Below are 14777 nucleotides of genomic sequence, written 5' to 3' on the forward strand. Positions count from 1 at the left end.
ATAGACTAATAGCAACATAGATATGATATTCTGGTAATCATTAATGGCTAAGTACAGGCCGTTTCAATGGTGTTGTCAGTATTAAAAAATATGCAGATATTTACTTGTCTTAACAAGATTCCTTTTATGAAATCTCATGGCACATCCCCTCGTGAATTTATGCAAAAATTACGTCCTGAAAGATATTCAGATTCTCGCGTCGTAAAGAAAGCTTTACTTCATAGGCCTATACTTGAATACCACATTGAGACGCTTACATCCCGAAACCAAGAGCGAGACTTTGAAACATTTTGCGTTAAGTTAGCTCAGTTAGAAGTGGCTCCTAACTTGCGGGTACAGACAGGTCCAGTCGGTGGAGGTGATGCGAAAGCTGATTCTGAAACCTACCCAGTTTCAGAGTTCATTTTGCAACATTACTGGGAAGGCGATAGTAATGCGGCAAACGAGCGTTGGGCCCTTGCCATAAGCGCTAAGAAAGATTGGGTATCCAAAATCAAAAAGGACATAGAAAATATCGTTAACACCCAACGTAACTATCAGAAGATATTTTTTCTAAGCAGTCAGTTTATTAGGGATAAAGAACGAGCAAAAATGGAAGATACACTGACCACACAATATGGTATTAGGGTGGTAATTTTTGATAGAAATTGGATTTTGGATAAAGTTTTTGGTAACAAACGGGAGGCACTGGCAGTAGTTGAATTGAAAATGGGTGGAGGCTTGCTGGAAGAAGTACTTGTTGGTCCTAATGATTACCAGCGCCAGCAAGAATTTTCCGAATTGGAAACCGACATTGAAAAGATGATTAGTGAAGAGGTAGTAAATGGAGAGCTGGTACATAAACTTATCCACCAGGCATTGGTTGCAGCAGCTCTGGAAATGTCCAATGGAAAGGTGCTTTCTTATTTTGATAGAGCAATTAGTTTCGCGGAACGTATAAATGATACAGACTGTCTGTTCCTTGCCTACTACCAAAAAGCATGGTGTGCAATATTTTACCTGAATCAATTGGAAATATTATTGCCGATATACCAAACTCTGGAAAAACAGGCGCAGGGAGCAAACAATATTTTCCGGGCAGAAAACCTAATGAACCTTTTCAATATATTAGTTTCCCTTCCGGCATCGTTACACACCATTGACCATACGTTACTTGAAGAAAAACGCACCTATCTTTATGAAATTATAACGAAAATTGCTGTGGATGATTCCAAACCAAGCGCTTCTTTGTTAGCGCAAAGCATGCTAATTTTTCTAGATTTATTTCGACCAGACAATCAACCTAAGGATATTACCAGTTTACTTGATAAGATGTACGATGTTGTGGATAGTTGTGATGGGTTAATTGGTTTTCCTTGGGATCAAACAGTAGAAATGGTGGAGATGTTTGGTGAGGTGTTTGGTGAATTTCCGGAGTATGAACACCTGATGAGCTTAATATTTCAGAAAACAGAGAAGCGAAAAGGCGAAATTCCAAGTGCTATTGCACAATTTAAGTTTGGTAGACAACACCACGATGCAAATCGTCCTTATAAGGCCATTCAATTTATTGGTCGTGCTTTACCGGGACTTTATAAACAAGAGAGTAGAAACGATTATTATTGGGCCATGGGGATCATGAGCCAATCATTCATCCAAATTGATATGAATTGGGCTGCACGAGCAAGTCTAATCAATGCCATTTCACCTATGATCAGTGAACTTGATAAAACTAATATAATTCCTGCAAGGATGGTTGAAATGTACGAACGACTTCGCTGGCAGGAAGTCATATTGGGAAGGGTCGGACCCGCCTTGCGCTTTCATCAACTTTATCTAGACATGCGCTTAGCCACTTACCAAGGAGACAAAGAAGTAATTCAACAGGTCCATGAATCAAACATGAAATTCGGACATTTATTGATGATGCTAATAATTAAGACTACTCCGGAATCTATCGATCAACTGCAACAGTTGCCAGACATTCTATTAGAACTTGGTCTTAGTAATACAGCGTCAGCAGTTTTGTTTATGCTTGGCGGCAAACAATACTTACCTAAAGAAGTGATAGAATCCGAAGAAGAATTGTATGAATTATTCAATAGGTGGCTAGAGGCACCTGATCAAGCAGGCTTACCAGAAGCCCCATTATTCTATACGCAACCGCGAATAAAAATGGAATCACAAATACTTGGTGGAGGTATGATTATTGACTGCGAAAACAAAATTAACCCCATTATTCTGGCAGAATCCATTATGGCGGCTCTTGAATCATTTCTACCAACATTTATTCAACACCATGTACTCGCTAAAAATAATGTATTTAAAATTACTATTAACCAAAGCGAGGAGAATAGTAGCGAGCCGCAAGTTTTTTTCAATAAGGTGGTTTATGACCACCTGCTAGTCGAATGCAACGAATTTGATCATCATCATCTTTCCAGAGAGAAGCAAGATCATATTAAAGGAAAAATCCGGGAGATAATCATTCAAGTATTTGCCTTTAACTACCAAGTAAATGAAGATATTGTAAGTTTGCCAGATACTCAAGAAGCTTTGAGTCGCGCGTTAAATTTTACTACCAGCTTTCTCATGTTAGGAAATGCGTCATTAAAAAAGCCATGCTATCAAGTCGTTCAGTTGGCTAAAGATTCTTCAAAGGTATATCCCTTTCTACCTTCGTTAATACCAAGGATTGATTTCAGCCGCCAATACAAGGCCTCCGAAGCTGAAAAAATAAATGAAAAGCAAGATGCTGAAGCAGTGCCACAAAGCGAAATCGTTGTTCATCATATTGTCAATTCCGAGCTTTGGCAGTTAGCCAGTATGCAAGGTGTCGCATTTGCGGTTCAACCTTTACCTTCCGGTCAAATGAATCTTTTATTAATACCTCTTTTTACCAATGCTGAAGCAGGAAAGAAAATATTTCAGCAATGGAAGGCACAATTCAAAGAAAATATTAATAGTAAGTTAAAGATTTTTATTGTAAAAGGAATAAACGAAAAACATCCTGCCTGGTACTCGTTGACATTTGCTCCGGATGATATAAAGAAGGCTAATAATTTTCACTCTTATATGTATTGCTGCGGACATGTGTCTACCAACAATAGTACAGAACGACTGGACAAGTTTATTTCAGAGTTTAAACGAGAACACAATTGTTTTCTGGTTCCAGGTTATTATCAGCCTGGTATGAATCAGCCAGAGATTTTTCACGAAAGTGGTTTCTATTTTACGAACCTGGCTATAAAGGAGGCCTGGCAAATTGGATTGGACGATCCTTCTATCGTAGGCCTAAGGAAAGGACTTGAACCTTACATCCCACCTGGGGTGGATAATGCACCTATTAAAGAAGTGCTTAAAGCCTACCTGCACTTTAAATCTTGAAGTGATCCGATTTGACTTTAAAAGCCTCCCGGGGCTTCCATTGATCATTATAACATGCTAATCCAGGTGCTGCATGATAAATATGTTTGGCCTCTTTAACAAATACAAACTGTGCAGGAACCAGCAGGCCGCTCATGAATACCTCAATAATCGAGGGAAATCAAGGGAGTCAAAAAACACTAAATCATTGAACTATCAAAAAGATTGCGCCGGATTCGGCTTAAATGTATCTACTTCGGTTTATTAAGGGATTTGATTATCGAAAAGCGGGTTCTTTCTATTTTTGCTCGAGGTTGTAAGTGTTGCACAAGGAGGCAAACCAGCTAAAAGTGTAGTTAATTTTGGGAACATTGCGTCAAAAAACAACTTATTTCTTGAAAGATGAATTGAGCAATTAATTGCAAGTTTACCAAATTATTTCACTAACAAATCTATGAATTCTAGATAAATCTTCTGTAAACTAGTTCAGACTTCGTTCCTCTTTCTCCGCTAAAAGGGGGCAGATCATTAAAAAATGATTGTCCCTTTTTCGTTTCCTATCCAATCCATTTGCAGTCGGGCAATGCGGGCAAAAACAAAATTCACTTTTTCAGTTCGATATTGCCCTTTTTTCGCGGTCATAGGCAATTCCATCAGGAAACCCCTACTTTTTGTATTTTTCCCTTCAAGCCCGTGTCGCTGGAATGACATACTTAGCCAGTTGCGAGGAAAAAGTCACCAAATAATCTATCTTTTCTTCGAGGTTCTATATGGTGAAGCTACATTTTTCCAATTCATCCACTATTCCGCCTCTTTCCTTGTCATAATGCCAGGCGTACAAGAGTGCGACGCAACGGAAGATGAACCTGGCGTGAAAGATGATTACCCAAATGAAATTGCGGAACTCAAAAACGGGAGAATGTGTTATTTTGTATAGAATGATCTAACTCTTCTACATTCCATTATTTGACAATGGCAGACATATCAAAATTTAAAGCGGCTGGATTTGCCAAGAACAACGACATTGAGGAAGCTTCAATAGCGAAACTTAGAGATATTCTTGACAAGAAGCATGTCAAAGCAGAATTGCAATCAAACGATAAGTGGCCCAATACAGACGGCTACCTTACACTAACTAATGAAGATGATATTCAGATAGGCAAGCTAGAGGTACAGGTCAAGACGCTCCCCGATGAGAAGGTAGACAGGCCGGTATATCAATGTAGCCGGGAGTTGCTCGCTTATGCCTATGAGAGCAATAGCCTTCCTGTATTATTAATTGTTGTAAACGCGAATACCGAAACGGCATACTGGCTTCATTTAAGTCGGCCTTTTGTAGCCGAGATAGCAGCAGCAATGGAAGGAAAAACTGTCTCTGTGGCATTTTCAATTAGCAATCGCATAACAAGAAACAATAAGGAATATGTAGCACAATGGCAAGAAATCTGCAAAGATCATCAACATAAGCTTATTCATTTTGCCGATACAAAAGCCGAACTGGAAGATGTTACCCGAAAACTTGCTGCACTGCGAGACGAACTTGACTACGATCAGAACGCTATCGTCCATGAGGCAATCAGGCTTCATACATTCATCACGAAATATAATGAGCTACTGAATGGAGAATTTGAGACAATAAAACAGGTACAATTTCCCGGTTATGTACGAGTGGGTGTTGCTTATACGAATTATGAACCAGGCAGCGTGGAATATATATTGTATCCAGTTGCTATAGGCGATGCCGATGCATTGGTAAAAAGATTACCGAAAGGTGTTGAATTTGAAGGGGAATTCCGGTTACATGGATACTTGAGTAAGAATCCATTCGCGGAAGATCCAGTTAGATTCGCCGCAACAAGCATCATAGAGTTAGCCATGAGAACGATTAAGAAGCCATTGATCGAGCTGGTTAATGAAACGTTGGCTGAAGAATGCCTTATCAAAATCATCGATTACATACATGACCTTGCTGGTTTTCCATTAAAGAAACAGTATAACCTGGATACTATGCTAACGCGTTTGCACATTCTTTTTCCGCTGGTCTATGAACTGATTTCCGATAAGTCTACTGAAGGATATAACTTCATGTTGAATACTAATGTGATTTCGACTTTAGTGCATGCGGAAAATGTACATTGGCATTTTGCAAAGGCGGTACGCATGTACCGAAAAGGAAATCTGCCGGCCCGTAATATCGTATTTGACGATATGTGGGGTGTCAACGGGGATTATCTTAAAGCAAGTATTCGGTTCCTACAAGGCGGGAGCCAGCGTAACATCAGGCGCCCTTACGATGATGTGGATTTTACGGGCAATCCTGCATATAAATTATTTAACCTGGAAGATTTCACGGCTGATCAGCTCACAAGAATGGTAACTGCAATCTATAAACGTGTACCTGATTTGTTTGATGAATATATCGCAGTTTTTTTCCCTCCACTTAGTGGAAAAGTAAAATTTTTTGATGAGTTAAGCCTGTTGATCATAAATGTTACAACTGGTGTGCATGCGGGAGTTGAAGTTTTCAATTTTGCATCCGACGCAATGAAAGAACCCAAGATTGCCTCGTTTACAAATGGAGTAAATAGTCCGGTTACTTGGAGTACACAGGCGGAGGCTTTTGAAAAAGGTATCGTTTTCGAAGGAAATGTTTACAAGCTCAAGCATAGCCGACAATCAGCGCTTGTCCGGTTGTGGGAAGGTTTAATTTTAAAAAATATATTACAGGATTACGTTGTTAAGCGACTGGAAAAGTATTTTGAGAATCTTTTAAAAGAGATGGTTTAAAGTAACTCGTATCATACTGTGACTCATAATTGTTAATCATTATTATAAAACTGATTCAGGAGTGTCCAATAGAGAAAATATTTTTGAAATGTATAGGAATAATGGGTGCCAGCTTGGCTTTTATGTAACTCGTGATTCATAGAGCAATAACAAAATTGCCAAGTTTGTCGCTATTGATGGTGTTACCAATGGACAGCCAATTGAGGTCGATCCTCCTTATTTTATTAGAATACACCCATCCGGACATGAAAAGCTGGCAGTCCATGGCAAGGAGATGCACGTTTGGGGGCTCATTGGTTGCAAGAAGGGTACCAGGTAACAACAGGTGCCGGTTGTTATAGCTGGACAAGAGCATTTCCACAAAACACGGACCCACCAGAATAATGCTGGCGGCAAGTATTCCTGTAAAAAAATGTTGCCTTCATTTAAAATTAAGACGATATTACACTTTGTCTGCTAAAGGTATTGCGCGACGTGGATGATTTACCACAAAACAAACTATGAGAAGCAAGTTCACATTATTGACCGATTCGCACTGGGAAAGTATTAAAAATATATTAATATTTAGAATTACCCATTTACGGGTCGTTACGCAAATATACGGCGTAGTGCTATCATAGCTTTATAAAAAAAACTATGTTTAAGGGCGTCACAATTGAAAGTTTTCAAAGACATTTTCCAGATGAAGAATCGTGTTTACAATACCTTGCAGAGTTGAAGTGGCAGCAAGGGTTTCGTTGTAAGAAGTGTGGTGGAGAAATGTGGTGGAAAGGTAAAAGGTGGCTTGATAGACGTTGTCAGGCTTGCAATTATAATGAGTCTCCCACAGCAGGGACATTGTTTCATAAAGTAAAATTCAGTTTGCTGACAGCTTTTCAGATTTGTTTCCGTTTGAGTGTAAGTAAAAAGGGGATGTCAAGTTGCGAAATAAGCAGGGAATATGGCATCCGTCAAACAAGTGCCTGGTATTTTAAGCGCAAAGTGCAGGAGGGCATGCAAAGTAGTGAACAGTTTCCATTACAAGGTCGTGTAGAGGTAGATGAATTTGTGATTGGTGGCAAGGAAGAAGGGAATCAAGGTCGGGCTAAAGGAGATCGAAAAATTATCCTGATAGCAGTTGAAAAAGTATGCCGAAATAGAAAGACTGGCAGAGCGTATGCCCAATGCATAGAGGATTACAGCTCTACATCGTTTCAGCCATTTATGGAAAAACACATCGATAAAAAATCACGGGTAGTGACAGATGGCTGGGCAGCTTATGCTCCTCTAAAGAATATATTTCCACGATTGGAGCAGGTAGAATCCGGTAATGGCAAAAATTTCCCTCATTTACATACTCATATCATGAATTTTAAAGGTTGGTTAAGAGGCATTCATCATCGTGTTTCTGAGAATCATATGCAGGCATACTTAAATGAATTTCATTTCCGATTTAACAGAAGAAATCATTTGGGCAGTATAATGCACAAACTTTTATCCAGGATGGTTGCTGCTGCTCCTTTATTTTTAACTTTACGAGAGCTAAATGGGTAATTCTATTAATATTAACGGACAAAAGAAAGCGTAAATATTGCCTTCGGACTATCTTCAATGCTATATTTTGGATTTGCAGAACCGGCAGTCAGTGGCCCTACAGCCCGCTAAGAAACATGCCGTTTCGGAAAAGATTAAACGCCTTCAGGTTATATGCCTGAAGGCGTTTTTTGTTTGGGAAAGTTTGAGATTGAATTTGTCGGTCATGACTTATAAGATTTTGACTGTAACAGGTCCGGGGGGCGAATACCTCTTTCTCCTCAAATTTTTCTAAAAAAGTGAAAGCCTTCAGATAAGTATCCAAAGGCTTTTTGTTTTGAGAGTTTTTGAAACCGGATTCACCATTCATGGCTTGGAAGATTTTTAAAATAATTGGATCGAAGGGTGAAGTGCTAATTCAGCGTAAGTATAAAGACTTCAAATCTTGCCATTCGAGCCTTTGGGGTTTTAGGAAATTATGATTGATGTGTAATCACAGTTCGAATGATATCTACCTTATCTGATTCTGGTAGGAGAACTCATCGTTGTATTTTCCAACACGTTTAACTTTCAGCAGAGTAAAAGAAATAATAAATATTTTGTATGCTATGTAATTAATGTATCCAATGTGTCCTCTTCAAAAACTCTATTATCTTCAGAAGTGTCCATATCTTCTTCTTCATGAAAGATGCTTTCAGTACTAATAAATTCCTGATATTTTATTTCCGTTTCTTCATCCCATCTCATTAATCTTTCTGGAATTAATTTTTTTAATATATTGATATATAGTAGAGGAACTTCAGGAAAGATTACTATAATCAATAGGCTAACTGTTCTGGTAAAAATCGTATAAATAAACTCTTCATGTTCACCTTTTGTATCAATTTTAGTTCGGGTAGACCAAACTACACAATGTTTTTCCAGGCCTTTTGTTCGAAGTATGATTTCAATTTCTGCGGGAGTATTTAATTGGTTTAGTTCTCTAGCTAACTCAATATCACGCTCAAAAATAGTTACTTTATGCTTATCTAATAATAGCGATTTTTTAAATGCATTGTACACTTCGGTAATTTTCATTGCTGCGTTAGATGAATCTTTAGCATAAATCAATATAGGTCTTGAACCTGGAGGCGCACCTTTATAAGGACTGATAATATTAGATTGAAACCCCTCCCGATTACCAAACTTTGTATTGATAATTTGTGATAGTGGCTTTATACATTCACTAACTCGAAAGGGTAACCGGAAAGATCCTTCAAGAAGCTTTTTACTAAAATTTCCCATTCTCTGATCATCTGCTCTTGGAACATGTAACGCTGCTCCAAGATTGATTGATTGAGCTATATCTCCCGCAAGAGTTAAATTATTGGGTGTTTGAAGTAACTGGTAAAATATCTCATAATCCGCCCGTGTGCAATCCTGAAACTCATCAACCAATAAATGAGTGAATTTTTGATTGAAACCTTCTTTCCTTAATTTTTTAACGAACTTATGTCTCCTAATGACAAATGATTCCATATTTTGCTTCTTCAAACTTTCAAGATATGTTCGAACAATTCCCCAAATAATAGTCCTTCTTTTTGAATTGAATTTTAATTGAGGGTTATTACCTCTCCCTTTACGCTCAAGCTCTTGATAATCTTTTTCTTTATTGCATTCATATCCATATATAATACGATGATATTCATCCAATAAAAAATCAGGATCTAATATTTTTTCAATTCCTTTTGTATTGATGTTGTGTGTCTTAATGTATATGTCTATTGCTTTTTGCATCAGATCAAAATGAAATAATTCTATATCCGTCCCATTAGGAGCTACACGCAGTGCCTGTAAATGGCCTATTTGTGTTGGTAATACATCAAAATGGAGTATATAAATATTAAATTGACTAGAATTCTTAAATTGAATGTAACTATAATTTAGCCGGTTACCGTAAAAGTCATTTTTATAATGACGAGTAAACTTCCCCTTATCTAATAACTGTTCAACCCAATCTCCTAATGAATTTACAAGTTCTTTGTTAAAAGTAGTTAGTAAGATTTTGATATTAGAATTATACTCATTACCAATTTTTGTTGATTCAAGAATGTTCTTCACTTTTTGAGTTAACACTACGCTTTTCCCGCACCCCGCTGGTCCGATAATAAGAGTAGGTCGTCCATAAACTGTAGCAGCATCTAATTGTTGCGGAGACATCCTGATCAGGCTCCTATCTTTTTCTGGCTGCGCGAATATCTTCAAACTATTAAAATCCAGATTTAATACTGGAGTTTTATTTACTAATACGGTACCATAAAGGCTGTCAATATTCCAAGAGGGAATTCCTTTCATGTTAAGATTATGCTTTTGGGAAATAGAATCTCTAAAAGAATATAATTGTTGAAGTGATCCAGAAAACACAGGTTGTGTAATGGTTTTCAAATAACTATTAAAATTCAGTTTCCGGAGTTCGGAAGCAACAGCATCGCAATGTTTTCGTTTATGATACGAGGATAAAAGAATAACTTTATTAGGCTTATAATTTTCAATTATTAGCTTGAATTCACTTACGATTTCATTAGCATTATCTGAATGATCGAAAAGGTAGCTAGCACATATCCAAATATTAGTGTAGTTTCCACTATCTATATTTGTCCAGGAATTTAGCTGATAGTCACAATTCTTAGATATATCTTGGGCAGCTGGATATTCTTGGACAAAATATTTCCAGAGAAAATGGTAATTATAGCTGATCATAAAGGCACTAGTATCTACATTTATTACCCTAATTTTAGGACATTGTAGTCTTAGCTCCTTTAGTCCTTGTATAATTAATCCAACAGCCCATTGGACAGCTCCAGTACCCGCACCAAGATCAAATATTTCAATGCTTCCTTCCTTTAGTGACGCATAAATGAGGTCAGTAAAATATTCAAGAAAAGTATTGATTCTTTTAGGGTGATACCACAAGGAATAAGAAAAGCCAATAGTAGGGCGATCATAGCATAAATCTTTTCCGTCATTTAACAACCATAGTTCCTGACAACTTTGTTTAGTACAATAGGAAAAATTTCTTTGCGAGACGTTTAACCCATAATATTCCTCTGCACTTTTGCAAAGGATTTTTTCAAGCTTTGGTTGCTGGTTCCTTAACCAGGAAATTAACATATCTTTACTCATATTTAAATAGGCTTGAATCCTTCCTTGCCAATACCTAGATTAGGGATATGATTTAGTAAAATCTCCTCAGTCATTTTATATTTTTCATCTGTCCAATCCAATTCTTTAATTAAATTCATAGCAGCACTTCTTGTTCCTGCAATAAATTTCCCCTTTTCAGTATGGAAAGGTTGTATAATAAAATTTGTCAAGCCAGTATTTTTAAGTTTTATAGCAAAACTCTCAGGATCTAATACAGGCAATAGAGGAGTCATGGTAATGCAACTTTTTATACCTGCATCATTAATTTCTTTTATAGCTTTTATTCTGCTATCATTGGAAGGACAAAGCGGTTCAAATATTTTTCTAACCTTTTCGCTGTCCGTGGTAATTGTCATATTGACTTGGATATTTTGGAAACGACTTAATAAATCAATGTCTCTTAAAACAATAGGACTTCTAGTCTGAATTACAAGTCGCGGTTGATGATACTCTAAAAGTTCTTTAAGAATGCTTCTTGTAATTTCCATTTCCTTTTCAATTGGTTGGTAGGGATCAGTAACACTACTCATATAAATGATTTTATTACGCAGCCCCTTGTTACGATATTTCTTAATTAAGGAAAGCGCGTTTTCCTTAACCTGCAACCATAAACCCCAATTATTTCTTTGTTCTTCAGAACGAGAAAAAAAAGCAGCATAACAATAAGTACAACCAAATGAGCAGCCAGAATAGGGATTTAGTGTAAAATCATAAGAACTCATAAATCCTGATGCAGGTGTTAATATTGAAGACGCTTTTTTGTATTCTATCAAGCAATTACCGATGCTTGTTTTTCTGTTTTGGTCTTCTGACTCTGAAAAAAGGTCCATGAATTTGTTGATGAGGTCCTTTGGGGATTAAAATTTCATTAGATTCGACACAATGTAATATAATTCAATTTATTGAATATATAAACATATAAATGATAAAAATGGAAAGTATTCCAATTCAATTCTGGATGGGTTTGTACGCTGCCGTATCTATACTCCAACCTTACGTATGGGCGAGTTACACTCCATACAGGATCTGTACGAAAAGCTATGGCAACAAAACGTACTTGCCGACAAAACACCTGCAGAAGGAGGCAATACCTGTTACAAACTCGCGCAATTGATGTACGAGGAACAAGTGCTGTCTATAAGCTATTTCCAGAATCATCCGTTGGGTAGTGTCCCATTTTTGATTTTAAGCCGGCCGCAGGCCATTCTCCCGCCGTCGCCGCGCGGGTTTGCTTCTTTTTTAAGAGAACCCAAATGGGACACTGCCAGAAGGTCATGATCAGGGCTATTATTGTAATTTTACTTATATTACAGTAATAAACCCTACATATAAGATGCTCAATGCGAATCTGTTCATCAAATCCCTTTTTAAGGGCAAGATCAGGATCATTACCTATTTAACTATCCTCACCTTCGTTATTGGTATTGTATTCTCCTTTTCAGAGACCACACTCACAACATATGCAAAGTATCTGTATGACTTTGGGATCGCTTGTCTCACCACCATACTTGTCACCGCTTTTGAAGCCATCAAAGGCGGTGATGCGCCGCTCCTCATCAATCTCTTTGCTATCCAACCGGATAAAAAGATCGGCATCGTCATCCCTTCCTTCGCCAAAGGCGTTGTCATCCCAAATGAAAGTAAACCTGATACCAGGATCTCTTTAGCCGAAATCCCTTCACTATCCAGAACAGATAGCCTTGCCGCCTTTCAGCTACAGGCACTTTTGATCAATCATAATTTCGATTCTCCCGAGATCCTTACCGATGAAGAAGCCGTCAGGATATACGAAGATGATAAAGCACTGGAACAATATGGAGCCTTCATTTCAATTGGCCTGAGCTCAAACAAATTCTCAAGCAGGGTAGCTACTACACCTGTCATTGCCAATATGATAAAATTGGATGTCAACTAAGATATTACCCCCAGCCAAAAATCTATCCAGATAAAAGGAAATGATGGTCAGATGCACTCCCATCGCCCAGACAATAATAAGTTGAGCGATATTGCATGCTTCATAAAAGCAAAGGTGAATCATTCTACAAAACCAACATTCAGTATCATCGTATGCGGTGGCCTCAATGCCACTGGTACCAGCAAACTGGCTGCTTATGTAAGCAGGAACTGGAAGAAACTACGAAAGATCACGATATAAGAAATCCCTATAAAGAAGTTAGATAATTGCGCACTCCTTTTCAAAATATATGGAAAACAAGATGTAAGATTAGACCCTGATGCGACATTGGAAGATCATCCATACGTCGTACTATGATCACTTTCCAAATGACCGTTCCTGCCCAGGTAGTGTCCCATTTGGGTTTTCTTAAAAAAGAAGCAAACCCGCCTCCGCGTGCCAATGCCGTAGGCATTGGCACGCGGAGGCGCTTGAAGAATGGCCTGCAGCCGGCTTAAATCAAAATGGAACACTACCATCCGTTGACAAAAAATAACGCAACGATCATCCGTCCTACTTAAAGTGGAGCAGCAGAGGTCATTCCTGATAATAAATATCCATTATGGGTAATTACATAACTGCATATAATAAACATAAAAATGCCTACAGGATTGGCAGAAAGATTAAAATAATATTATCATCCCCCCATATATTCACAGCTCCCTACGCCTGGCCCTATCCAAGCATTCGGCGGATGATTCCCTGACAATGACATAGGGAATCTCAGCCCCAATAGTTCCCGGTATTTCTATGGGTTATATACCATAGCTTAATAGGCTCTATAATTGTCGCTCCTACTATTCCCATGTATGGGCATTAATTATTAAAAACAGGTTATCTGATACCTAATAAAGAATAGCAGGCTAAGGGATGGATATTCTTCAGCCTGCTACTTTGCTATTCATATTTTCGTAGAAAGTCCGCAATCTTAGATAAATCTTCATTAAAAAGGTTCGAAGATTGTCCCCTACAGCCCGCTAAAAGGGACTGATTATCTAAAAGATGATCGGTCCCTTTTTCGTTTTTTACCGTATTGCCCACCTGTTGGGCAATATGGTAAAAATATAGGTAGGAAATGCTAAAATTTGGGGTGTAAAAGGAATGAAAGATGGTGCTTTTGTAAGGCATATTTTTTCCATAGAGCTTCCCCAAAATGCAAGGGAAAAGCTTGGTGGCTTGAGACGGGTTATGGAATTTCTGGAACAGGAAGCGAGAGCTGCTCACGCATCAAGGCTGGAAATATATGGTTATTCTGTATACGCCGATGCATTTAAGTATAGTGAGCAAATGGCGGCTAAGTGGGCAAAATTTGGTGTAATCCAGGAAGATGTAGATTGATTATATATTTTGCTATGTAAAACTTTCTCTAAAATATTAGTTCCGGATAACCATAGCTTATAATATTTCAGTTCAATATCATTATGCATTGACAAGAGATTGTTTAAATCGTCTTTTCCTAATATATCAGTTGTGCCTTTTATGCAAGGGTGAAATAATTCTTTAATTGTGTTTTTATTTTCTGGGGTAAGTCCAACGCTTGTGGTTATCATATAACCGTTAGGAGATAACTTACATAAATATTAAAATTGATGGAAAATATCAACATTAATATCAATTTTATAGCTTAATGTCGGCAATTAACAACATTAATACAACCTATCAACAAACATTATTTAAACACCTTCAACGATATCACATATCATACGGTTTAAGTAGTTAGGATACCATTACTTATGGCTTCATTTATTCTTACACATAAACTCCCATCAATAAATCCCAACTCTTTTAGCATAGCATCTACAAAACTTGAAGTTTATTCTCTCCCCAAGTAGAAAAAGCATCCAAATATTTAGACTTAGAATTTATTCTGTTCGCGAAAGGCGATGAGTTAGATACCTACTTGTCTCCATTTTTTGAAGTTTCAAAGCCAATACTTACGTGCCTACCCGAACAAGTCCTTTTGGGGCTATATCAGGTCGTTAGGAATGGATCTTGG

The 14777-nt window shown here is 37.7% G+C and carries 10 protein-coding genes; 7 read left to right on the plus strand and 3 right to left on the minus strand.

The window, feature by feature from the left end; genetic code table 11:
• Positions 1-90 precede the first annotated feature (90 nt).
• A complete protein-coding gene (locus tag QQL36_RS00060) occupies positions 91-3366 on the plus strand; it encodes a hypothetical protein (protein ID WP_321568501.1) in 3276 nt (1091 codons plus the stop codon).
• Positions 3367-3873: 507 nt separating this feature from the next.
• Here QQL36_RS00060 and QQL36_RS00065 read toward each other — a convergent pair.
• Positions 3874-4056 (minus strand): hypothetical protein, encoded by a 183-nt coding sequence (locus QQL36_RS00065; RefSeq protein WP_321568502.1) that lies wholly within the window; start codon positions 4054-4056, stop codon positions 3874-3876.
• A 261-nt stretch (positions 4057-4317) separates the two neighbouring features.
• Between QQL36_RS00065 and QQL36_RS00070 the strand changes: the two genes are divergently transcribed.
• Positions 4318-6132: a DUF4365 domain-containing protein gene (locus tag QQL36_RS00070; RefSeq protein WP_321568503.1), complete on the plus strand. Its 1815-nt coding sequence runs from the start codon at positions 4318-4320 to the stop codon at positions 6130-6132.
• 636 nt (positions 6133-6768) lie between these two features.
• Positions 6769-7665 carry an IS1595 family transposase gene (locus QQL36_RS00075; RefSeq protein ID WP_083730670.1) on the plus strand — a complete coding sequence of 299 codons (897 nt, stop codon included), beginning with the start codon at positions 6769-6771 and terminating at the stop codon, positions 7663-7665.
• 585 nt (positions 7666-8250) lie between these two features.
• Here QQL36_RS00075 and QQL36_RS00080 read toward each other — a convergent pair.
• Together QQL36_RS00080 and QQL36_RS00085 are read right to left on the minus strand one after the other, a co-directional pair.
• On the minus strand, positions 8251-10806 hold the full coding sequence (locus tag QQL36_RS00080) for a UvrD-helicase domain-containing protein (protein ID WP_321568504.1): 2556 nt from the start codon (positions 10804-10806) through the stop codon (positions 8251-8253).
• Between the two features lie 2 nt (positions 10807-10808).
• Positions 10809-11657, minus strand: a complete 849-nt coding sequence (locus QQL36_RS00085) for an SPL family radical SAM protein (RefSeq protein WP_321568505.1) — start codon at positions 11655-11657, stop codon at positions 10809-10811.
• Positions 11658-11758: 101 nt separating this feature from the next.
• Here QQL36_RS00085 and QQL36_RS00090 point away from each other — a divergent pair, with 101 nt between their 5' ends.
• The 4 genes from QQL36_RS00090 (at position 11759) to QQL36_RS00105 (ending at position 14119) form a co-directional block, all read left to right on the plus strand.
• The gene (locus QQL36_RS00090) at positions 11759-11941 is read left to right on the plus strand and encodes a hypothetical protein (RefSeq protein ID WP_321568506.1); all 183 of its coding nucleotides are present in this window, start codon (positions 11759-11761) and stop codon (positions 11939-11941) included.
• 219 nt (positions 11942-12160) lie between these two features.
• Positions 12161-12742 (plus strand): hypothetical protein, encoded by a 582-nt coding sequence (locus QQL36_RS00095; RefSeq protein ID WP_321568507.1) that lies wholly within the window; start codon positions 12161-12163, stop codon positions 12740-12742.
• Positions 12743-12793: 51 nt separating this feature from the next.
• Positions 12794-12982 carry a hypothetical protein gene (locus tag QQL36_RS00100; protein ID WP_321568508.1) on the plus strand — a complete coding sequence of 63 codons (189 nt, stop codon included), beginning with the start codon at positions 12794-12796 and terminating at the stop codon, positions 12980-12982.
• A gap of 975 nt (positions 12983-13957) precedes the next feature.
• A complete protein-coding gene (locus QQL36_RS00105; protein WP_321568509.1) occupies positions 13958-14119 on the plus strand; it encodes a hypothetical protein in 162 nt (53 codons plus the stop codon).
• Positions 14120-14777 lie beyond the last annotated feature (658 nt).

This window comes from Chitinophaga sp. LS1, from assembly GCF_034274695.1.
Classification (GTDB): Bacteria; Bacteroidota; Bacteroidia; order Chitinophagales; family Chitinophagaceae; genus Chitinophaga.